This window comes from Mucilaginibacter myungsuensis (genome assembly GCF_015222005.1).
GTDB classification, from domain to species: domain Bacteria; phylum Bacteroidota; class Bacteroidia; order Sphingobacteriales; family Sphingobacteriaceae; genus Mucilaginibacter; species Mucilaginibacter myungsuensis.
The window spans coordinates 142,513-163,548 of the sequence record NZ_JADFFL010000003.1 but is presented as its reverse complement, the minus strand read 5'-3'; the positions used below and the strand labels follow the sequence as shown (position 1 = coordinate 163,548).

Here is a 21,036-nt window from a genome sequence, read left to right as displayed (position 1 = left end):
AGACAATTTCTGCCATCGAAACTGAACACTTTTTGCACTGACAATCGTGCCATAAAGTCCGCAAGTGTAAACCTGACACTAAGATGAAGAAGGCAATATCTTATCAAATTCTAACCCTTTTTGCGCTGATTTACAACGTTTAATAGGTAACGTACCTGTTACCGTTAATTGTCATCCGAACGTTATACCGATATGGTATCCGGGTTCTGTGGCAGTTTTTGGCAAAGGCTTTGCAAAGGGTTAAGTACAACAATCTAAATAATTGTTCACTAAAGAAAACAGAAAATGAAAACATCAACTAAATTTTTGGCATCGGCTGTTGCAGCAGTAGCCATTTTATTCGGAACACAAGTTAAAGCTCAAACTACATCTGATAGCCCATGGCGCTTAGGTATTGGCGTAGAAGGTATTGCACCTGTTGGTAAATTACATGACGCTTCAAATATTGGTATTGGTGGTACCGCTCGTTTACAATATGGAGCTGACAAAGGTTTAGCTTATACTTTAACATCAGGTTATTACAATTTATTCCCTAAAGGTAATAGCGGTCTTTCATCAGCTGGTATCGTACCAGTAAAAGTTGGTATTAAAGCTTACTTTGTAGATAAGTTCTACTTTGGCGCAGAAGCTGGTGCCGGTTTTGAAACCACAGGACTTAACAAAAACACTAAATTGTTATTATCACCAGGTTTAGGTTACTCTAACCACTCTTGGGATGTCGGTGCCCGTTACGAGAATTTTTCAGGTCAGAGCAATAACTACGGTTTTGCAGCCCTGCGTGTAGCATACGGCTTCGGTTTATAATAGCTGATCAGCCGCAACCAAGAACGCCCTCCCGATGTGATATCGCGAGGGCGTTCTGCGTTTACATATTTTAACGGAAATGTTGATAATAACCAATAGTTAACCCCGTTTTCCTTGCACATATAACAACTTAGATCAATATGAAAAACAAATGCTTATCGCTCACCGCGATCTTATCAGTTCTGTTCCTCTTATCACCAAGTGCTTTAAAGGCGCAAACACATCATCAGACAGTCGCTGGCGTTTAGGTATCGGGGTAGAGGCTACGGTGCCCACAAGCAATTATTTAAAATACACCACCGGGTTTGGTATGGGTATAACCCCAAGGCTACAATACGCGATCGGCGAATGCTCAGCACTCACATTTACATCAGGCTACTACAATTTCTTCGGTAAGAGACACATCGAGTACAATTTCTCAGCCACCGGCTACACTTTCAGGGAGGTTTCCGATGCTAAAGGCATCGTACCGGTAAAATTGGGTATCAAAACATTTTTATCGTCCAAGATCTATGTTGCAGGTGAGGCTGGTGCAGCCTTCGAGACCTTTAAATACGGCAACACCAAAGCCGACCTGGCGGCTTCTGTTGGATATGCGAAAAATGCCTGGGACATAGGCGCCAAATACGAACACCTAATAGGGGAAGGCAGCGATAACTACGGCTTTGCCGGATTAAGGGTCGCTTACAGTTTTGGGTTATAACCTATCAGTCAACAAAAAGAACGGCTTTGCGATCAGTATCGCAAGGCCGTTCTTTATTATAAAGCAATGTCATGCTTCGTTCCTCACAATGACATTGTACTAATGGCATTTCGCAATTGGCATTCCGCCTTTCGCATTCATCAAGAATCAAACTTCTCCAACAACTTCAACAAAGTCTCAAAATCCTTCGGATAGGGCGCATGTATCGTCACATCCTCCCCATTCATCAATTTAAAGGTGACTTGATAGGCGTGCAGCGCGAAGCGTTTCATGATCGGAAGCTCCTCCTGATCTTTACCTAAATGATACTTACGTTTTAAGGCTGATAGGAATACCGGCTTGCCGCGATACATCTCGTCACCAGCAATAGCGGCCTGCTGGGTAGCCAGGTGGATACGGATCTGGTGCATACGACCGGTCACCGGGCGGCACTCTGTCAGCGTATAATGTTTAAAGAACTTGATCGACTTGAACCAGGTTTCGGCGCGTTTACCCTCTTGGCGACTGATAGACACGTTGCCTTTACCGCTATTCAGGATAGGCAGGTCTATAAACAGATCCTCGAACACATGCGTACCCTCGATCACTGCATGATATACCTTATTGATCTTCCGTTTCTCGAACTGCATGGATATCGTACGATAAGCCTCGGGATTTTTGGCGATAATTAACGCGCCAGAGGTCTCTTTATCTAAGCGGTGACACACCTGCGCGTCGTCAGAATATTGTTTAGCCAGGCGCAGCATATTGATCTCGCCGCCTTCTCGTTCGTCCAGCGAGCTGATGAACGGCGGTTTGTTCACTACAATGATGTCATCATCCTCGAACAAGATCAGGTCGGCAAATTTTGGAATTTTCATATCGATACATCAGCCTTAGTGTTCAGTTTATTGAACAGCTTACAGCCGTTTTTAGCCTGCAAAAATACACTTAATAAACCAAAATACGGAACATCAGGTGGGTTTGCGACCGAGCACGGCCGAATGGCACGGTTATTACTGGATATTAACAAGTTTAACCTAAAAAATACGAAGATGAGAACGAGCAAACAACAAGAAGAAAAAGGCTTTTTCGCTAAAGTAGGAGACGCCATATCAAGCCTTTGGGATGATACAACAGATAAAGCCGAAGATATAAAAGAAGCTACAGCCGATAAAGTATCGGATATTAAAAAAGCAGTAACAGCTAAAAAAGCCAGCGCAACAAAAAAAGCGACAGCTACAAAGGCAAATGTGACCGCCAAAGCGAATAAAGCAACAAGCACCACCAAAACTAAAGTGGCTGAAACCAAAGATTCCGCCAAGGCCAAAGTAGCCGACGCAAAAGACAGCGCCAAAGAAAAGGTAGCCACCGCTAAAACTAAAGCCGCCGATGTAAAAGCCAAAGCCGACAAAGCCGTAGCCCAAACCAAAGCCGACACTGCTAAAGCCACTGACAAAGCCAAAGCCGACAAAGCCGTAGCCCAAACCAAAGCCGACACTGCTAAAGCCACTGACAAAGCCAAAATTACAGCCGCAAAAGCGGTAGACAAAGCCAAGTCGACCAGCGAAAAAGCGTCAGCTAAGGTGAACAACGCAGCGTCGTCAGCTAAAAAGACAGTAGCTGCAAAAGCCGACAAGGCCGCGACCGCAGCTAAAAAGAGAACCACTGCCGCTAAAAAGTCGGCAGCGTAATATTGATTAAATAATAAACAAAGGGAAAGGCGTTGAGGGTTTGCTCAGCGCCTTTTTTGTGTGACGGACCTTTACACTTAGTCACTTTTTCTTGAAAAAAAGTAACCAAAATTCAAGACAGCGAAATGCTTCCCTTGCCGCACAGGCCCTTACCCTGCAGGGCCGACAGAACCACAGGGCGGTACCTTGACGCCCCGCTACGCACCCGCAACCCTCGCTTCTGCGCCAAGCTAATGCCCTTTGCCCACGCACAGGCCATCAGTTCTGTCGCCCCTCACCCGTAAGCCGTTCGCTGTCGGAGAAGGGAAAATAACTTGAACAAATATCTGCTGTGACGACCTAACGGCACCTTTCTTCCTCCGGCACTGGGAGTTTCCGGCAACCACTGTACCTGCCAAAGCACAGACCTTTGTAGGAAAGTCCCACCGCCGGGAGCTTTTCTTTGGTTACTTTCTTTTTGCGGAAAAAAGAAAGTGACATCCACTGACGATAATACAGCACACCGCCTGTCCTAATGAAATACAGGCCGGAAGAGCTACACTGCTCTTCAAGCGGACGAGTCTTCGACAAGCTCAGACTGACATAACTTTTGAAGTGTGGGAACAGAAACTTCCCGACTTCAGGACTTTCGGACTTCCCGACTAATAACTACATTTGCCCACTATGATGATTGCTAAAGAGATACGCCAGGCCTTTCTTGATTTTTTTGCTGAAAAAGGCCATACCATAGTGCCCTCGGCACCAATTGTTGTGAAGAACGACCCTACACTGATGTTCACGAACGCGGGTATGAACCAGTTCAAGGATATCTTTTTGGGCGAAGCACCGGCCAAGGCACCCCGCGTGGCCGATACACAACGCTGTCTGCGTGTATCGGGCAAGCATAATGACCTGGAAGAGGTGGGTATAGACACCTATCACCACACCATGTTCGAGATGCTGGGCAACTGGAGCTTTGGCGACTATTTTAAAAAAGAAGCTATCGACTGGAGCTGGGAACTGCTGACCAAAGTTTACGGACTGGATAAAGACCGCCTATACGTTACTTATTTTGAAGGTGATTCCAAAGAGGGCTTAGAAAAAGACACCGAGACCCTTAACCTTTGGAAACAATACGTAGCCGACGACCATATCCTGCCCGGCAATAAAAAAGATAACTTTTGGGAAATGGGCGAGACCGGCCCTTGCGGACCATGCTCGGAGATACACTTTGACAGCCGCCCCGATAACGAGCGTGCTGAAGTTGACGGCGCAACCTTGGTGAACGCAGACCATGACCAGGTGATCGAGATCTGGAATAACGTATTCATGCAGTTCAACCGCGTAAAGGATGGTTCACTGCACCCGTTGCCGGCTAAGCATGTGGATACCGGTATGGGCTTCGAACGTTTGGTACGTGTACTGCAAGGTAAGTCGTCTAATTATGATACTGACGTTTTCCAAGGCATGATCCAATTCATCGCCGAGAAGAGCGGTAAGAAATATAACAGCGCCGCCAAACCTGGCGATGCCGATTGGAACGATGCCGTAGCTATGCGTGTAATGGCTGATCACATCCGTGCTATCAGCTTTGCTATCGCCGATGGACAGTTACCTGCAAGTAACAAAGCAGGCTATGTGATCCGACGTATCTTGCGCAGGGCAGTTCGCTACAGCTATCAGACCTTAGGCTTTAAAGAACCGTTCTTTAACGAGTTAGTGCCGCTATTGGCCGAACAGTTTAAAGGTGTGTTTGATGAGTTGTATTCTCAGAAGGATTTTGTGCAGAAGGTTATCAAGGAAGAAGAAGTTGCTTTCTTGAGAACGTTATCAGTTGGCATACGTCGATTTGAAAATTATTTTATTGAAGATGGTGGAGTATCCGTTGCTGACTATTCCGGTGAATTAAACGACTTCATTAGCGATAGATGGGATTACTCAGTTGATAGGAGCAATAACAAAGTGGCTGGTGCATTCGCATTCGAATTATCAGATACATATGGCTTCCCGATAGATTTGACGGAGCTAATGGCTCGTGAAAAAGGTTTTTCTGTCAACATTGAAGATTATAACACTGCTCTACAGGAACAAAAGACCCGCTCCCGCGCAGCTACCGCTATTGATACCGGCGATTGGATCCAATTAAAAGATGATGACAGCGTAGAGTTCACCGGATACGATGAGACCGAGACCGTTGCTCACATTATTAAATACCGTAAAGTGACCGCTAAGGGTAAAAAACAATACCAACTGGTGTTGGATAAAACACCTTTCTACGCCGAAAGCGGTGGCCAGGTAGGTGATACCGGCGAGTTGGTTTTTCCTGACGGCGATATCGTACACATTACAGATACTAAAAAAGAGAACGGCCTGATCGTTCACTTTACAGATACTTTGCCTAAAAATCCGGAGGACGCCCTGACCGCTATCGTTGACGCTGAGCGTCGCGGAAGTATTGAGGGTAACCACAGTGCTACCCACTTGCTGCATGCCGCCATGAAGCAGGTTTTGGGCACACACGTCAACCAAAAAGGATCGTTAGTGAATGGCGAGTACCTGCGTTTTGACTTTTCGCACTTCAGCAAAGTAACAGACGAGGAGATCGCCCAGATAGAGATCATCGTGAACCAAAAGGTACGCGAGAATATCCCGCTAAAAGAAGAACGCAGCGTAGAGTACAATATCGCCATCACCAGCGGCGTAACAGCCCTGTTCGGCGAGAAATATGGCGACTACGTACGTGTGATCACTTTTGATGACGATTTTAGCAAAGAGCTTTGCGGCGGTACGCACGTAAAAGCTACCGGCCAGATCGGTTTCTTTAAGATCATTGCCGAGAGCGCCGTAGCCGCAGGTGTACGCCGTATCGAGGCCATCACGGGTATCGCCGCGCAGAACTATATTAACGATCAGAACAAGCTGGTCCATCAGCTGAAAGAGCTGTTGAAGAATCCTAAGGATATCGCCAAAAGCGTAGAGTCCCTGTTAGACGAGAACACTCGTCTTAAAAAGGAAATAGAAAAGTCGGTTTTAGAAAAAGCCTCAGGCTTAAAGACCGAGTTAGCTGCCAAAGCCGAAAACATCAACGGCATTAACTTCATCGCCCAGCGCGTGGCCCTGCCCAACGCCGATGCGGTGAAGAGCTTGGCTTATCAGATCAAAGACATCGTAGATAACCTTTACCTGGTATTAGCCACCGAGATAGACGGCAAACCCGGCCTTACGGTAATGGTATCCGAGAACCTGGTGAAAGAGAAAGGCCTAAACGCGGGCAACATCATCCGCGATCTGGCAAAAGAGATCCAGGGCGGTGGCGGCGGTCAGCCTTTCTTTGCTACTGCCGGTGGTAAGGATGCAAGTGGGTTGGATAGGGCGTTGGAGAAAGCGCGGACGGTGATCGGTGGTTAGTTAGTCGGTTGATCAGTAACAGGTAATCAGTAACCGGTGATCAGTAGGTCGTACCGGACTTGTTGCGAGGCCCCCATCATGCAAGTTTGTCATAAAAATTGCAGACATTTCATTGGGGTGCTATGCCGGCTTGTTATTTATGACAGTACCTCGCGCAAGGGTCTGAACTATAACGAAAGTTTACAAAGGTTAACAAAATTCACACATCTATAAAATTAATTTATTGATAACTAATTAGTTGTGTAATAAAGATGTAATTCTCAAGCTGGCGCACGCCTGTGGCGTGTATCTGCTTTTGGGCCTAAGTTGATACATCACTCGTATATTTTTGCTCCCATTAAGATATCGGCTATTATCTGCCACGCTACTCGAGATGGCGCTGGTAATCCGTTGTTTAAGTAGTAACCATCCATATCTTCGGTCCAGCTTTTCATTCCCTCCAAATACCCTTCTAATGTGACATTTGTCCAATTATTTGAATTGGTCTTAAGATCTTCTATTAACGCTTGTACAAAATTGATAAAGTCTTGCTTTGAACCTACATTTTGTGCGACGGTTTCCAAATTTCGCATTGTGAACAGTAATTATTTAATCCCTACAACTCTACCAACTTATACTTCGGCACCAAGGTCTTCATCACTGTCCAGGCGATCAGATAAGCTACCGCGCAAAAAGTGAACATGATGGTATAGCCTGTCTCGATATGGCCAAGGGCTTTGTAATGGTCGAACAGGTAGCCACCCACTTTGGTCACCAGTACACCGCCTAAACCGCCTGCCATGCCGCCAATACCCACTACCGAACCTACGGCCCGTTTAGGGAACATGTCCGACACGGTGGTGAATATATTGGCCGACCAAGCCTGGTGTGCTGATGCGCCCACACCGATCAGTATAACGGGTAGCCAGTAGGATATCGAACCCAAGGGCTGCGCTGCCAGTACCACCAACGGGAAGAAGGCGATCATGAGCATAGCTTTCATACGGCCGTCGTAAGCGGCATAGCCTTTTTTGATAAAGTATGCAGGGAACCAACCGCCGCCGATACTACCGAACATGGTCATACTGTACAATACCGTCAGCGGGCCTTGTACGGCCAGGCCGGTGATGTGATATTGATCTTTCAAATAAGCCGGCAGCCAGAACAGGAAGAACCACCATACGCCGTCGGTCATAAATTTGCCAAAGGTAAACGCCCATGTTTGGCGATAGGTGAGGAGTTTGCTCCACGATACCTTTTCGTCGCCACCGGCCGCTACGGGTGCTTTATGGTCTTCCTGGTCGCTGTTGATGTAATCCAGTTCGGCTTTGCTTAAACGGGGCTGCTGGTCAGGGCGTTGGTACATGATCTGCCAAAAGATGAGCCATAAAAAGCCGATGGCGCCGATCACTAAGAACGCAGCCTCCCAACCCCAGTTTGTAGCTATCCATGGTACGGATAGCGGTGCAAGGATAGCGCCCACATTAGTACCCGAATTGAATATGCCGGTAGCGAAAGAACGCTCTTTTTTAGGGAAATATTCGGCCGTGGCTTTGATGGCGGCCGGGAAGTTACCGGCTTCGCCCAAGCCCAATATCGCCCGCGAAAACATGAAGCCAAGAATGGAGACTGGCATAGCTGCGATACCTACAATACCCAAGATCATATTCAGCTTTTCGCCAATAGGGATGGCCAGCGCATGGATGATCGCACCTATCGACCATATTACGATAGCCCAGGCATAGCCTTTTTTAGTACCCAGCTTGTCAACTATGCGTCCGGCAAACAGCAGGGCAATGGCGTAGGTGAGTTGGAATACCGAGGCGATGTCGGCATAGTCGGAATTGCTCCAGCCAAATTTCTCTTCTAAGGTGGGTTTTAATAAGCTAAGTACCTGCCTGTCAAGATAATTGATGGTGGTGGCAAAGAAAATAAGGGCACAAATGGTCCAGCGGTAACTGCCGACTTTGGTTACGGTCATCTCTCTAATGGGCTATAATTGGTAAAAATTGGTATCGGGCCGTACTATCGGTTGGCGTTCACAATGGCGAGCGCTTCGATGGTAGCGGCGGTAAGTTCGTTATATTTTTTGTTTTCCATCACATCTTTAGTGATCAGTTTGCTGCCCATCCCCACGGCGCAAACCCCGGCTTTGAACCAGCCGCCAAGGTTATCGGCAGAAAGTTCCACGCCCCCCGTAGGCATAAACAACATCACAGGGAACAGTTCCTTAATGGCCGACATAAAGCCCGGGCCCAACAAATTACCGGGGAACAGTTTTACCAGTTTAGCTCCCAAATTCTCAGCTCGGATTATCTCGGTAGCGGTCATCGCACCTGGTATCCACAGTAAACCTGCTTTATCGGCAACGGGTATCACCTCCTCTACTAATCCCGGACTAATGATGTAATCGGCACCGGCATCTACAAAAGCTTGCGCTTGTGCTGCGGTTTTAATGGTGCCGACGCCGAGGTACATGCCGCCTAATTCCTTGTCGCATATCTCACGCAGTCGGGCAAAGTTTTGCAGGGCTTGTTCGCCGCGGTTGGTGTATTCAATGGTCTTGATCCCGGCGGCGTACAGCGCGTGCAAAATGCCAATGCTAATGTCCGCATCTTTATTAAAGTATAGCGGCAGCATACCCTGTTGCGGGATCAGTTTCAGTATCGTCTCTTTTTTGTCGGTCATAGCAGGAGAATGGGTTCTCTCAGGTTTACTTAGGCTTAAATGTAGAAAGAAAAAGCACAATAGCATTACCGCCATCTATATTAAAGCTAAAAGAAATCCATGCAAACGTTCCCGATATTGTTTTTTGCCGATGCTTAGGAAATTAGGTGCCGATAAATGTATTTTTGATCGGCAAGGCTATATCTTGCGCACATCAATACTGTAACCAATATGCCGTCCGTCCCTAAAAAAATAGTCACCCTTGGCGAGATCATGATGCGTTTATCGCCCCCTGGCCATCAGCGTTTCGTACAAGCCGATGCTTTTGAGGCCAATTACGGCGGTGGCGAAGCTAATGTGGCCGTGGCGTTGAGCAACTATGGGTTGCAGACCAGCTTTGTATCTAAAGTGCCTGACAACGCTTTAGGGCAGGCAGCTATCAATCATTTAAGGCAATTTGGTGTAGATACCCAACACGTAGCCCGTGGAGGCGATAGGTTGGGATTGTATTTTTTAGAGACAGGTGCAGGGGTACGCGCATCGCAAGTGATCTATGACAGAGCCGGTTCGGCCATTAGTCAGGTGCAGGTAGATGAGTTCGACTTCGACGCGATATTTGACGGTGCGGATTGGTTCCACACCAGCGGCATTACCCCCGGCATCAGCGATGAAGGGGCGGAGCTGACCTTCGCCGCATTGAAGGCCGCTAAAGCCAAAGGCATCACCATCAGCGTAGATATAAACTATCGCAAAAAATTGTGGAGTAAAGAGAAGGCATCGCAGATCATGCCCGAAGTTTGCGAGTATGCCGATGTTTGCCTTGGTGCCGATGATACCATCGGTTTCCCTGTCGCCGAGTTGAATGACGGCGAGTTTAACCCGGATGCCTACAAAAAAGCATTTGAGGATCTGAAGAACAGATACGGTTTTAAATACATCACATCCACCATCCGCAAAAGCCATAGCGCCAGCGATAACAGCATCAGCGCATTGATATACGATGGTACCGATATCCATCAAGCTAAACAATACAACGTACGCATAGTTGACCGTGTAGGTACCGGCGACTCCTACGCCAGCGGACTGATCTACGGACTGATCACCGGAATGCCGGCAGCAGATGCGAATGAGTTCGGCATAGCGGCGGCTGCTTTAAAGCATACTATCCCCGGCGATACCAACCACGCTACAGTAGCCGAAGTGCTGACCCTGATGGGAGGCGACGCGAGCGGTAAAGTGCAGCGCTGAGTTTAGCGAGTTCATGGTTCATGGATGATAGTTCATGGATATGAAATTCTGATCGAGAGATAGTTACCGCAATAATTAAAGAAATGCTAGCTGACGGACCATGTCTTCTACCATGAACGATGATCCATCAACCATGAACTAACAATGATCATAGATAAATTAAGCAACGGCGCGCAATACGCTCCATTACACCGCAATTTTGGTTTGGCTTTTGATTGGCTTCAGGCGCAGGATCTGGAAGCTTTAGAGATAGGTATACACCAGTTAAGCGACGGCGTTAAAATGATCGTTAGCGAAAACCCTGGCGTTGAAGCTACGGTACAAAAATTTGAGTGCCATAACCAAAATATCGATATACAACTACTCATTCGTGGTAACGAGACCATGGGCTGGAAACCCCGTCAGGATTGTACCCAACCCATTGGCAAATTTGATGATGAGCGCGATGTGATCTTCTTTACCGATAGACCCGACATGTACTTTAGCCTGCTACCGGGCCAGTTCGCCATATTTTACCCAGACGATGTGCATGCGCCAATGATCGGCGATGGGCTTATTAAAAAGTTGGTGGTGAAGGTGGCGATTTGAGATGAACTATTTATAGTTACCATTCGTTATATTTGTGTATGGAGGACATTAAAAATAGACATCCAAAGCGATACAGAGAAGAAAGTACTATTAGCTTTTTTGGATAGCTTAAACTATCAATACAGCTCTGAAACCGGAGAATATGTTTGAGTAACACCCAAGTGCAGGAAATGTTAAGACGCAAGGCTGATTTCCTGGCCGGAAAAACCACCTCTCGACCTTGGTCAGAAATAAAAAAACGTTACGAAAGTGTATAATTTAGAACTGTTTGCTGAAGGAGTTGGAGATGTCCGATTCCTACGATTTCTATGAAAGTAGGCAATAGGTTTAGGTTCGAGGTTTTATAAGGAGATAGACATTTATCTGGAACAGATATGCAAGTTTCCATATAACTATCAAGTAAGATATCCAGGGCAATTTAGGGCTGCTACCCTCAGAGTTTTTCCGTTTCTGATCATCTTTTGGATAGACGATCCTGCAAATACTGTATATGTTACATCGATCGTCAATACTAATCGAGATCCTTTTTATTAAAAGAAAATAATTGATCATCATGAAAACCATAAAAATACTCACCATCACCCTCCTCATCGCCATCGGCGCACAAGTTAAAGCTGCCGATAGCACTGTGCTAAGCGCCGTAACCAAAGCCTACTTTGGGATGAAAGACGCATTAGCGACCGATAATGCCAAAACGGCTACCGAGCAAGCTAAAGCTTTCACCAGCGCTGTTAAAGCTGTTGATGCAAGCAAATTCAATGCAGAGCAAAAGGCGGCTTGGACCAAGTATGCCGACAAGCTGAGCACGACCGGTACCAAGATCAATACAGCCAAAGACATGGATCAGCAACGCGAGCATTTCCTAACCTTGTCTGACGACTTTTACGCGCTGATCAAAGCTACTCAGGCTAACGACGTGACCATTTACCGTCAATATTGCCCTATGAAAAAAGCTTATTGGTTAAGCCAGACCAGCCGGATAACTAACCCATACTACGGTAAAGAGATGGACGAGTGCGGCGAGGTTAAAGAGACCATCAAGGCTAAATAGGCTTGAATATATAGTTAAACTAAAATGGCTTCCCGGTTAGCAGGAAGCCATTTTTTATTTGCAGTCAAGTCGATACTATCGTTTACCAAAATGGTAATTCACGCCTGCTTGAACGAATGATAATGTAGCGTTATAACTCAAAGCGCCCGCATTTTCTATATCTGACGGTAAAATATAACCGCCATAGATCTCCACACGTCGGTTGATCAGGACGCCCGCGCGTATGGGGATCCCAACGTACTTGTCGAAAAGATCTTGCTGACCGTTAATGACATTGTATTTAGGGTTAACGACGCTGTATTTCATATTACTGATATTTGACAAGCCAAAGATGAAACCAGAGCTGATAAAGACTTTGATAGGATCTTTGATGTAAAGATTATAGGTTAATTGGGGTCTGAGGGAGATATTGAACATATCGACGGTTTTTAACGCATTGGCCGATTCTGCTTTAAGCTGGCCCGAAAAGGCGCTTACCTCCACGCGCACTACCAGGCGGGCCACATTTGGGTCGCGGGTAAAATCGACACCGAAACCCAATTGAGGTAATAGGGTAGAGACGGCTTTAGGGTCTACGGCCAGATCATTAAAACCCGTAAAACTATAGTTGCCCACATTCATGGTGGCGCCGGCAAATAGTTCAATATCAACTTTACTGCTGCCCTCGTCTATACTTTTTACGGCTTTTCGTTTTTCGGCTTTGGCCTGGGCTTTAACCTGGTCAAAAACAGCTTCTTTGCTCGATGCTACACCGTTTATGATATTGACCATTGCTATCATATCGGCGGCCTCGTAGTTGGCTTGCTGAACTTGGGCTAAAAAGCGCTCGTTATAAACTTTGTAGGTTTGGGCATAATCTATCAGATCGTTACGGTAGCCGTTAATGCGGCTCTCTACCGCGTTGAAATAAAAGAAATGGTAAGTGAGTTCAAGCGGTCTGCCGGTCTTTTTTTCAACGGTGATAAAATGGGGGCGGTTCTTGTCAATATATTCGTACAGGTCCAGGTTTTTGCCGGTCTGCAATAGTTTCAGGAAAATGGTAGCCGGTCGTTTTACCGAATCCAGCCGGTTCTCGGCCCTGCCCGGCCTGATCACGTCGTTACTGATATTGGCCGTAAATGTGCGGTACAGGCCAGCCTGCGCTACAGAAAAGGCTTTGGTGTTGGCCGGAGTTTGATCTGATACTTTGCCCGATGCATCTTTAAACCGGATAACGGTCGGGTTGCGTTCCCAGTTCTGATAGTCGATAGCGCCGCGTGCGGTATCGCCTTTTGCGTTCACGATGTAGCCATCCCTGAAATTTCGTTGGGCCGAGGCTGTGGTAGCCAATAACAGTATCGGTAACAGGATCTTGTAAAAAGTGCTCATATGCGATAATAAGGTTGATGAGATAAAAATTAGTTAGAGCAAGTATAAATATTTATGACTTAAAACCTGATGAATTTTTCGATCTGTTCATCGGTAAATTTGATGGTGTCTGGCAGGTGTAATTTAGCTTCGGTATCCAGTTCCTGGCGGATGTTAGCGATGTGGATGCGCAATGGCATCACGTGCATGTGCAGATACCCGCAAACGCCGTTAAAATGCTCAACCCCGCGGATATTACCATACTTGCCCGACGACAGGCCAACCAGCGCCGCCTTTTTGTCGTAAAAGCTATGCGGGAAATCGCAGGCATCGATAAATAATTTCAGCACGCCGGGGAAACTGCCGTTGTACTCAGGTATCATGAACAAGAACTTATCCGACTCATTCACCTGGTCCAGTATCGGTTTAAAGGCATCGCTGCGCTTGCCGTACAGGTCGGTGCTCATCAGGTCGGCAGGCAGGTCCGTCAGCGATAGTAATTGCGCGTCCATACCTTTGTCCTTAAGTTTGTCCTGGTAATATTTTGCCAGTTTAAGTGTATTGCTGTTGGGTCTGTTAGTACCCGCTATAATGGTGACCATCTTTTTTTAAGGTGAAAGGTAAAAGGCGAAAGGTCAAAGGTTTTTAGCCGCCTTTTTGTGCGGCTTTATCCTTAGCAATGCCTTTTACAAGTGCTATATTTGTATCGGTAGCAGGTTATAAAAACGTGACCTAAAAGCAAAAAAACCTTTCGCCTTTAACCGCTCACCTTTTACCTTTCCCGACTATTTTGTTTGTAAGTAGCCCAAAACTGTGGATTACCCGATCTGTAAATTCCGTATCTTTAGCCGCTATTTAGAAAACTGATACGAAGGTAGAATTTTTTGTAAAGCTTTCCGTTTTTTAGCACGATCCATCAATTATAATATAAAGGAATATAATGGGTAAAATTATCGCCTTAGCTAATCAAAAAGGTGGTGTAGGTAAAACCACATCGTCCATCAACCTGGCCGCCAGCCTTGCTGTATTAGATTTTAAAACACTGTTGGTAGATGCCGATCCGCAGGCCAACTCTACCTCTGGTATAGGGTTTGATCCGCGCACAATCAAAAACAGTATCTACGAGTGCATTATCAACCAGATAGACCCGCACGAGGCTATCCAACATACCGATACCCCTAATCTTGATCTGTTGCCCGCCCATATCGACCTGGTGGGTGCCGAGATCGAGATGATCAACCTGACCGATCGCGAGTATAAAATGAAAGCTGTTTTGGCCCAGGTGATAGATGAGTACGATTTTATCATTATAGACTGCTCGCCGTCATTAGGTTTGATCACCATTAACGCTCTGACCGCGGCTCACTCGGTGATCGTACCGGTACAATGCGAGTACTTTGCATTGGAAGGCTTAGGTAAATTGCTGAACACGATTAAGATCGTTCAGAACCGTTTGAACACCAATTTAGATATCGAGGGTATCTTGCTGACGATGTACGATGTACGTTTGCGTTTGAGCAATCAAGTGGTAGAAGAGGTACGTTCGCACTTTGAGGACCTGGTTTTTGATACCATCATCCAGCGTAACACCCGTTTAAGCGAGGCCCCAAGTTTTGGTATATCGGTAATTATGCACGATGCTAACTGCAAAGGCGCGATCAATTATTTGAACCTTGCCCGCGAGATCATCCGTAAAAATGGTTTAGTAGCGGCCGAGCCGGAAGAAAGCACCGCAACCGTATAACATAAATGAGTGCAGAAAAAAAACGTAGTTTTGGCTTAGGTAAAGGATTAAGCGCGCTGCTTGATGATAGTACCCAGGTAAACCAAACTAAAGATCATACCCCAAAACCGGTAGCTACCGCGCCCGAAGTGAACGACGCGGGCGCTATTAACGAGATAAAGGTTGCCGAGATAGAGATAAACCCGTTCCAGCCCCGTACCGATTTTGACGAGCAGGCGCTGAACGAGTTAGCCGAGTCTATCAAATTGCAGGGCCTGATCCAGCCGATCACCGTGCGCCGTTTAAGCGCACATAAGTATCAATTGATCAGTGGCGAGCGCCGTTTGCGTGCCTCTAAACTGGCAGGTTTGGTACAGATACCGGCTTATATCCGTACCGCTAACGACCAGCAAATGCTGGAGATGGCGCTAATAGAGAACATCCAGCGTGAGAATCTGAACGCTATTGAAACGGCCTTAAGTTTTCAGCGGATGATGGACGAGCTGAACATGAAGCAGGAAGAACTGGGCGAGCGTGTAAGCAAGAACCGCTCTACTGTTAACAACTACCTGCGTTTGTTAAAACTGCCGCCTGCCATACAAGCTTCTATTCGTGATGGTGGCATCAGCATGGGCCACGCCCGCGCGCTGATCACTGTCGAAAGCCCTACTGATCAGCTGTATATTCACCAAATGATCCTGAAAGAAGGTCTTTCGGTACGTAAGGTGGAAGAAATGGTGCGTAACATTGCTAAAAATGCAGATAAACGCCCCGCGGCCAATACTAACAAAGGTATAGCCCCGTTAAGCTATCAGGCTCAAAAAATTCAGGACGACCTGGCATCTAAATTCAGCACCAAAGTAAAGCTGAAGGTCGACGCTAAGGGGGCAGGTAGTATCGAGATACCCTTCCTGTCCGACGATGATCTGGGCCGCATATTAGAAATGTTAGACTGGTAGCATGCGCTATATCTTAATTACGATATTATTGATCACCGGCATCGGGTTTTCGGCTATGGCCCAAAAGCCCGATACCGTGATGAAGAAAAACCCCATCGATAGTGCTTATCAAAAAAAGGATACCGATCCTTCAAAGCAGTTCGATATCAAACCTAAAAAAGTAAAAGTTTATATCCCGGATAGCACCCACAGCCCCCGCAAAGCCTGGACGCGTTCGGCCATTTTGCCTGGTCTGGGGCAGATATATAACGGCCACTGGTGGAAAGTGCCAGCCATTTACGCCGGTTTAGGCTTGTTGGGTAATGCGTATATCACTAACGGGCGCGATTATCGACTGTTTTTAGCCGTAGCGCAATACCGTCGGCTTGGTATCAATATTAAGGATAACCCCGAATACTATGCAAATGACTCCCAAGCTAATAAAGATGCATATGTGCTGTATGGTAACGATACGCGGTTGACGGACCAGGCCATTATTGACGCTAAGGACGGCTTTTACCGTAACTTACAGATCAGTGCTTTAAGTTTTGTGCTTGTTTGGGGCGTTAACGTGGTTGATGCATACATCTATGGTAAGCTGAAACACTCCTTTTCGATGGATGATAATTTTGAGGTGCATATCAACGGCACTTTGATGCAGCAACCGATCTACGCATCGAACTTTAATTTTAATAACTTTACCCCCGCACTAAAGTTAACAGTAACCTTCTGAAATGAAAATAGCATTATTAGGCTACGGCAAAATGGGTAAGATCATTGAGCAGATCGCCATTGAACGTAAGCACGAGATAGTATTAAAAATTGAGTTGACCAACGCAGCCGACCTGACGGTAGAGAACCTGAAAAAGGCCGATGTGGCCATCGATTTCAGTACGCCTGCTACCGTGTTGGACAATATCGCCCTTTGTTTCGAGGCTAAAGTGCCCGTGATAGTGGGTACCACCGGTTGGTACGGTCACTTGCAACGTATTAAGGATGAGTGCGAAAACAATGGTCGCACGCTGCTTTACGGGTCTAACTTCAGTGTTGGCGTGAACGTTTTCTTCCATGTGAACAAAGTTTTAGCCAAGCTGATGAACAACTACCCATACTACGATGTACAGGTAGAAGAGATACATCACACCCAAAAGCTGGATGCCCCAAGTGGCACCGCCATCACCATTGCCGAAGGTATTGTTGACGGACTGGACACCAAGAACGAGTGGGTGAACGTACTGACCGCCGAAGGCGCGCCTGCCGAAGTGGTTAAGCCCGAGCAGGTACTGATAGAGTCCTTACGTATCGAGAACGTGCCGGGCACCCATACCGTGGTGTACGATAGCGAGATAGATAGCATCGAGTTTAAACATACCGCCCATAACCGTAATGGTTTTGCCCTTGGTGCCGTGTTGGCGGCCGAGTGGGTGCAAGGCAAAAAAGGATTTTACTCGGTTAAAGATATGTTTAACTTTAGCCTGTAAACCATCACCGTTATTTAAACCCCATTTAAAGTGAATATTGTTGAAATTATAGTACTCGTTGCCATCTTTTACATTGTGCCTTGCGTGGGCCTTGGTAAGATGTTCGGGAAAGCCGGCGAGGACACCTGGAAAGCCTACATCCCTTTCCTGAATGTATATGTGATGATACAGTTGAGCGGCAAACCCACCTGGTGGATAGCCCTTATGCTGATCCCCGGCATTAACATTCTGGTGCTGTGGGGTATCCATATCGATTTTGTAAAATCGTACGGTAAATTTGGCCTGGCCGAGCAAATGCTTAGCATCCTGCTGCCTTTTGTTTTCTTCCCGATGTGGGGATTTGATGATAAGACCAAATATTTGGGCAAGTCTAACTCGCCCGATTTTAAGGAAACACGTAAAAAAGAGTTAAAGAAAACCCCGACACGCGAGTGGACCGAGGCCATCATTTTCGCTGTGGTTGCCGCTACTCTGATCCGTACCTTCTTTATCGAGGCTTATACCATCCCTACGCCATCGATGGAGCGTTCGCTGCTTGTAGGCGATTTCCTTTTTGTGAGTAAGCTGAATTATGGCCCGCGTACGCCGGGTACACCTATTGCGTTCCCGTTCGCGCACCATACCATGCCCATCACCGGCACTAAAGCTTATTGGGAAGGCCTGCAATTGCCTTATTACCGAATGCCGGGATTACAAAAGATCCAAAAAGGCGATGTTGTGGTATTTAACTACCCGATGGATGCCGATGCGCCATACTATCGCCCTGTTGATAAGCGCGAAAATTATATTAAACGTTGCCAGGGTACCCCGGGCGACACCCTAAGTGTAGTAGACGGCCAGGTTTACGTGAACGGCAAACCAAACCCTAACCCGCCGGGCGGGCAATTAGATTACAAATTGCAAACCAGCGCCGACCTTAACCCCGAGGTAGAGAAAGAGTTGAACATCAGTTACTATGATGGTCACCAATTCCCTTTCATGACCAAGGAGTCGGCTGATAAATTGAAGACATACAGCAATGTTACCATGCTCGAGCCAAATATTTCCCCTAAAGGCGAAGTAGCCCAAACCTGGCCGGGTGATGCCAACCACCAATGGAATGCCGATAATTACGGCCCGGTGATCATCCCTAAAAAAGGCTGGACCGTGAAATTGGATAGCCTGAACATCCCGCTCTACATCCGCGCCATAGAGGTTTACGAAGGCAATAAAGTAGAGCAAGACGGCCCGAACAGTTTACTGATCAACGGCGTAAAAACCGATAGTTACACCTTTAAAATGGATTACTACTGGATGATGGGCGACAACCGTCACGACTCCGCCGATTCACGCTTTTGGGGATTTGTTCCTGAGGACCATATCGTTGGCAAGGCCCTGTTCATTTGGATGAGCTGGGACGATGCCGGTTCCTTCCTCGGCAAGATCCGCTGGAGCAGATTGTTCAGAGGGATAAATTAAAAGGAATTTTTAGAGACACATATTTGTGTCTCTTTTTAGTTTACAATAACAACAAAAGGGGTGTCACCCTGAGCCTGTCGAAGGGTGGAGCGCAGAGGCCTTACCCGCCATGCTTCGACAGGCTCAGCATGACACCCTCTAAGATATATCTTCCGGACTTTCGGTCTTCCCGACTTCCGGACCTATCAATATGACACTACAAGACTACGCCGACGGACAAATGCTCCTCGTCAACAAGCCCTACAAATGGACCAGTTTTGACGTGGTAGGCAAGATCCGTAATGCCTTTAAACCGCTGAAACTGAAGGTTGGCCACGCCGGCACCTTAGATCCGCTGGCTACCGGCCTGCTGGTGATCTGCACCGGCAAAATGACCAAGCAGATAGACACCTTTCAAGCGCAGGAAAAGGAATACACCGGCACCTTTTTAATGGGCGCCACCACGCCAACCTACGATCTGGAAAGTGAACCAGAACAAAAGTTCAGTACCGAAAGCCTGACCGAAGCGCAGTTACGTGCGGCCTGTCAGCAATTTATAGGCGATATTCAGCAATATCCGCCTGCCCACTCGGCTATTAAAGTGGACGGCGAACGCCTGTACGAAAAAGCCCGCCGCGGCGAGGAAGTAGAGCTAAAAGCCCGAAACGTCACCATCACCGAGTTCGAGCTGACCCGTATAGAACTGCCCGAAGTGGATTTTAGAGTAGTATGCAGCAAAGGCACCTACATACGTTCCTTAGCTAACGACTTCGGAATAGCAGTAAACAATGCCGCTTATCTATCCCGCCTGCGCCGCACCCGCAGCGGCGACTTTAAGGTCGACGACGCGCACGAGGTGATGGAATTAGTAGGCAGTATCAGGGCACTCAAAGAAGCTCCCCAGCCCCCTGAAGGGGGAGCACAAGTACAAAGTGGCAACACTTTGTAAAAAATGCCGCCGGTTGTGCGATATCCATATCGTCAGCTATCTTTGTACATTAAGAATAACACAAACATCCCGCAAGGGAATTACATTTTAACTCCCCCTTTAGGGGGCCGGGGGGAATGAAGATATACCATCACATTAACGATTTTAAGGCCGTAAACGGCGCGGTTGTCACTATTGGCACCTTTGATGGTGTGCACCAGGGGCACCGTAAGATCATATCCAAACTGACCGACCTGGTCAAGGCATCGGGAGGGGAGAGCGTGATCCTGACCTTCTTCCCGCACCCGCGCATGATCTTGCACCCCGAGGACCAGTCGCTTAAGCTGATCACCACGATGCAGGAGAAGGCCGAATTGCTGGAACAATTAGGAGTAGACCATCTGATCATCACCCCATTCTCCCGCGATTTCTCTAATCAAACACCCGACGAATATATTGAGCATGTGCTGGTTAATCAGGTCGGTATGAAAAAGATCGTGATCGGTTATGATCACCGTTTTGGTAAAGACCGCACCGGCGGATTGGCTGATCTACAACGCCTTGCACCTGTGCACGGTTTTGAAGTGCTGGAGATCCCCGAGCAGGATATTGCCGACGTAGCAGTAAGCTCTACCCGTATCCGAACCGCGCTGTTAGATAGCAATATCGCTATAGCCAACGAGTGTTTAGGCTACCCCTTCTTCCTGACCGGGACCGTCATCCGTGGCGACCAGATCGGGCGTACCATTGGTTATCCTACGGCCAATATCCGCCCTATCGAGACCTATAAACTCATCCCCGGTGATGGCATTTTTGCTGTTACGCTGGATATTGATGGTGCAGAATATAAGGGCATGGCCTACATCGGTCAACGGCCCACCATTAATGGTGTAACCCGCAATATCGAGGTGAATATCTTTGATTTTGACCGCGAGATCTATAACCAGCAGATCCGTATGCGCTTTGAACATTATATCCGCGGCGATGTCAAATTTAATTCATTAGACGAATTGAAGGCCCAATTGGCGCAGGATAAGATAGATGTGTTGGCGGTTCTGCTATAGATCTGCTACATTTAGGGC

20 protein-coding genes are annotated in these 21,036 nt (G+C 47.1%); 14 read left to right on the top strand and 6 right to left on the bottom strand.

Annotated features, from left to right (window positions below; translation table 11 throughout):
- The first annotated feature begins 285 nt into the window (after nt 1-285).
- Nucleotides 286-804, top strand: a complete 519-nt coding sequence (locus IRJ16_RS08295) for a hypothetical protein (RefSeq protein ID WP_194111089.1) — start codon at nt 286-288, stop codon at nt 802-804.
- A 151-nt stretch (nt 805-955) separates the two neighbouring features.
- Nucleotides 956-1,507, top strand: a complete 552-nt coding sequence (locus IRJ16_RS08290) for a hypothetical protein (protein ID WP_194111088.1) — start codon at nt 956-958, stop codon at nt 1,505-1,507.
- A 140-nt stretch (nt 1,508-1,647) separates the two neighbouring features.
- On the opposite strand, the gene IRJ16_RS08285 is transcribed toward IRJ16_RS08290, so the two are convergent.
- Entirely contained in the window at nt 1,648-2,367 is a 720-nt protein-coding gene (locus IRJ16_RS08285; protein ID WP_194111087.1) for an RluA family pseudouridine synthase, read from the bottom strand.
- A gap of 174 nt (nt 2,368-2,541) precedes the next feature.
- On the opposite strand from IRJ16_RS08285, the gene IRJ16_RS08280 reads away from it, so the two are divergent.
- Both IRJ16_RS08280 and alaS read left to right on the top strand, forming a co-directional pair.
- Nucleotides 2,542-3,180: a hypothetical protein gene (locus IRJ16_RS08280; RefSeq protein WP_194111086.1), complete on the top strand. Its 639-nt coding sequence runs from the start codon at nt 2,542-2,544 to the stop codon at nt 3,178-3,180.
- A gap of 666 nt (nt 3,181-3,846) precedes the next feature.
- Nucleotides 3,847-6,567 (top strand): alanine--tRNA ligase, encoded by a 2,721-nt coding sequence (gene alaS, locus IRJ16_RS08275; protein ID WP_194111621.1) that lies wholly within the window; start codon nt 3,847-3,849, stop codon nt 6,565-6,567.
- Nucleotides 6,568-6,881: 314 nt separating this feature from the next.
- Here alaS and IRJ16_RS08270 read toward each other — a convergent pair whose 3' ends face one another.
- The 3 genes from IRJ16_RS08270 to IRJ16_RS08260 are packed head-to-tail and all read right to left on the bottom strand — an operon-like array spanning nt 6,882 to nt 9,234.
- Nucleotides 6,882-7,139 carry a DUF7660 family protein gene (locus IRJ16_RS08270; RefSeq protein ID WP_194111085.1) on the bottom strand — a complete coding sequence of 86 codons (258 nt, stop codon included), beginning with the start codon at nt 7,137-7,139 and terminating at the stop codon, nt 6,882-6,884.
- A gap of 23 nt (nt 7,140-7,162) precedes the next feature.
- Nucleotides 7,163-8,527, bottom strand: a complete 1,365-nt coding sequence (locus IRJ16_RS08265) for an MFS transporter (protein ID WP_194111084.1) — start codon at nt 8,525-8,527, stop codon at nt 7,163-7,165.
- 44 nt (nt 8,528-8,571) lie between these two features.
- Nucleotides 8,572-9,234, bottom strand: coding sequence for a bifunctional 4-hydroxy-2-oxoglutarate aldolase/2-dehydro-3-deoxy-phosphogluconate aldolase (locus IRJ16_RS08260; protein ID WP_194111083.1), 663 nt, complete (start codon nt 9,232-9,234; stop codon nt 8,572-8,574).
- A 210-nt stretch (nt 9,235-9,444) separates the two neighbouring features.
- Between IRJ16_RS08260 and IRJ16_RS08255 the strand changes: the two genes are divergently transcribed.
- The 3 genes from IRJ16_RS08255 to IRJ16_RS08245 all read left to right on the top strand — a co-directional run bounded on the left by IRJ16_RS08255 (nt 9,445) and on the right by IRJ16_RS08245 (nt 12,100).
- The gene (locus IRJ16_RS08255) at nt 9,445-10,461 is read left to right on the top strand and encodes a sugar kinase (protein WP_194111082.1); all 1,017 of its coding nucleotides are present in this window, start codon (nt 9,445-9,447) and stop codon (nt 10,459-10,461) included.
- A gap of 144 nt (nt 10,462-10,605) precedes the next feature.
- A complete protein-coding gene (locus IRJ16_RS08250; protein ID WP_194111081.1) occupies nt 10,606-11,049 on the top strand; it encodes a YhcH/YjgK/YiaL family protein in 444 nt (147 codons plus the stop codon).
- Between the two features lie 553 nt (nt 11,050-11,602).
- A complete protein-coding gene (locus tag IRJ16_RS08245) occupies nt 11,603-12,100 on the top strand; it encodes a DUF3347 domain-containing protein (RefSeq protein ID WP_194111080.1) in 498 nt (165 codons plus the stop codon).
- 75 nt (nt 12,101-12,175) lie between these two features.
- Here the strand turns inward: IRJ16_RS08245 and IRJ16_RS08240 are convergent, their stop codons facing one another.
- Together IRJ16_RS08240 and IRJ16_RS08235 are read right to left on the bottom strand one after the other, a co-directional pair.
- Nucleotides 12,176-13,468: a hypothetical protein gene (locus IRJ16_RS08240; RefSeq protein WP_194111079.1), complete on the bottom strand. Its 1,293-nt coding sequence runs from the start codon at nt 13,466-13,468 to the stop codon at nt 12,176-12,178.
- 59 nt (nt 13,469-13,527) lie between these two features.
- Entirely contained in the window at nt 13,528-14,049 is a 522-nt protein-coding gene (locus tag IRJ16_RS08235) for an NADPH-dependent FMN reductase (RefSeq protein ID WP_194111078.1), read from the bottom strand.
- Nucleotides 14,050-14,387: 338 nt separating this feature from the next.
- Between IRJ16_RS08235 and IRJ16_RS08230 the strand changes: the two genes are divergently transcribed.
- The 7 genes from IRJ16_RS08230 to IRJ16_RS08200 all read left to right on the top strand — a co-directional run bounded on the left by IRJ16_RS08230 (nt 14,388) and on the right by IRJ16_RS08200 (nt 21,018).
- Nucleotides 14,388-15,191, top strand: coding sequence for a ParA family protein (locus tag IRJ16_RS08230; protein ID WP_194111077.1), 804 nt, complete (start codon nt 14,388-14,390; stop codon nt 15,189-15,191).
- Nucleotides 15,192-15,196: 5 nt separating this feature from the next.
- On the top strand, nt 15,197-16,129 hold the full coding sequence (locus IRJ16_RS08225; RefSeq protein ID WP_194111076.1) for a ParB/RepB/Spo0J family partition protein: 933 nt from the start codon (nt 15,197-15,199) through the stop codon (nt 16,127-16,129).
- A gap of 1 nt (nt 16,130) precedes the next feature.
- Nucleotides 16,131-16,841 carry a DUF5683 domain-containing protein gene (locus IRJ16_RS08220; protein WP_194111075.1) on the top strand — a complete coding sequence of 237 codons (711 nt, stop codon included), beginning with the start codon at nt 16,131-16,133 and terminating at the stop codon, nt 16,839-16,841.
- A 1-nt stretch (nt 16,842) separates the two neighbouring features.
- Nucleotides 16,843-17,589, top strand: a complete 747-nt coding sequence (dapB, locus tag IRJ16_RS08215) for a 4-hydroxy-tetrahydrodipicolinate reductase (RefSeq protein WP_194111074.1) — start codon at nt 16,843-16,845, stop codon at nt 17,587-17,589.
- A gap of 30 nt (nt 17,590-17,619) precedes the next feature.
- The gene (gene lepB / locus IRJ16_RS08210) at nt 17,620-19,047 is read left to right on the top strand and encodes a signal peptidase I (RefSeq protein WP_290246133.1); all 1,428 of its coding nucleotides are present in this window, start codon (nt 17,620-17,622) and stop codon (nt 19,045-19,047) included.
- Between the two features lie 190 nt (nt 19,048-19,237).
- Nucleotides 19,238-19,975, top strand: a complete 738-nt coding sequence (truB, locus tag IRJ16_RS08205) for a tRNA pseudouridine(55) synthase TruB (RefSeq protein ID WP_194111073.1) — start codon at nt 19,238-19,240, stop codon at nt 19,973-19,975.
- Between the two features lie 116 nt (nt 19,976-20,091).
- On the top strand, nt 20,092-21,018 hold the full coding sequence (locus tag IRJ16_RS08200) for a bifunctional riboflavin kinase/FAD synthetase (protein WP_194111072.1): 927 nt from the start codon (nt 20,092-20,094) through the stop codon (nt 21,016-21,018).
- Nucleotides 21,019-21,036 lie beyond the last annotated feature (18 nt).

Bases quoted from the DNA above. Each gene is read 5' to 3' on its own strand.
- IRJ16_RS08295 (WP_194111089.1), top strand. From the start codon at position 286: ATGAAAACATCAACTAAATTTTTGGCATCGGCTGTTGCAGCAGTAGCC.
- IRJ16_RS08290 (WP_194111088.1), top strand. From the start codon at position 956: ATGCTTATCGCTCACCGCGATCTTATCAGTTCTGTTCCTCTTATCACC.
- IRJ16_RS08285 (WP_194111087.1), bottom strand. From the start codon at position 2,367: ATGAAAATTCCAAAATTTGCCGACCTGATCTTGTTCGAGGATGATGAC.
- IRJ16_RS08280 (WP_194111086.1), top strand. From the start codon at position 2,542: ATGAGAACGAGCAAACAACAAGAAGAAAAAGGCTTTTTCGCTAAAGTA.
- alaS (WP_194111621.1), top strand. From the start codon at position 3,847: ATGATTGCTAAAGAGATACGCCAGGCCTTTCTTGATTTTTTTGCTGAA.
- IRJ16_RS08270 (WP_194111085.1), bottom strand. From the start codon at position 7,139: ATGCGAAATTTGGAAACCGTCGCACAAAATGTAGGTTCAAAGCAAGAC.
- IRJ16_RS08265 (WP_194111084.1), bottom strand. From the start codon at position 8,527: ATGACCGTAACCAAAGTCGGCAGTTACCGCTGGACCATTTGTGCCCTT.
- IRJ16_RS08260 (WP_194111083.1), bottom strand. From the start codon at position 9,234: ATGACCGACAAAAAAGAGACGATACTGAAACTGATCCCGCAACAGGGT.
- IRJ16_RS08255 (WP_194111082.1), top strand. From the start codon at position 9,445: ATGCCGTCCGTCCCTAAAAAAATAGTCACCCTTGGCGAGATCATGATG.
- IRJ16_RS08250 (WP_194111081.1), top strand. From the start codon at position 10,606: ATGATCATAGATAAATTAAGCAACGGCGCGCAATACGCTCCATTACAC.
- IRJ16_RS08245 (WP_194111080.1), top strand. From the start codon at position 11,603: ATGAAAACCATAAAAATACTCACCATCACCCTCCTCATCGCCATCGGC.
- IRJ16_RS08240 (WP_194111079.1), bottom strand. From the start codon at position 13,468: ATGAGCACTTTTTACAAGATCCTGTTACCGATACTGTTATTGGCTACC.
- IRJ16_RS08235 (WP_194111078.1), bottom strand. From the start codon at position 14,049: ATGGTCACCATTATAGCGGGTACTAACAGACCCAACAGCAATACACTT.
- IRJ16_RS08230 (WP_194111077.1), top strand. From the start codon at position 14,388: ATGGGTAAAATTATCGCCTTAGCTAATCAAAAAGGTGGTGTAGGTAAA.
- IRJ16_RS08225 (WP_194111076.1), top strand. From the start codon at position 15,197: ATGAGTGCAGAAAAAAAACGTAGTTTTGGCTTAGGTAAAGGATTAAGC.
- IRJ16_RS08220 (WP_194111075.1), top strand. From the start codon at position 16,131: ATGCGCTATATCTTAATTACGATATTATTGATCACCGGCATCGGGTTT.
- dapB (WP_194111074.1), top strand. From the start codon at position 16,843: ATGAAAATAGCATTATTAGGCTACGGCAAAATGGGTAAGATCATTGAG.
- truB (WP_194111073.1), top strand. From the start codon at position 19,238: ATGACACTACAAGACTACGCCGACGGACAAATGCTCCTCGTCAACAAG.
- IRJ16_RS08200 (WP_194111072.1), top strand. From the start codon at position 20,092: ATGAAGATATACCATCACATTAACGATTTTAAGGCCGTAAACGGCGCG.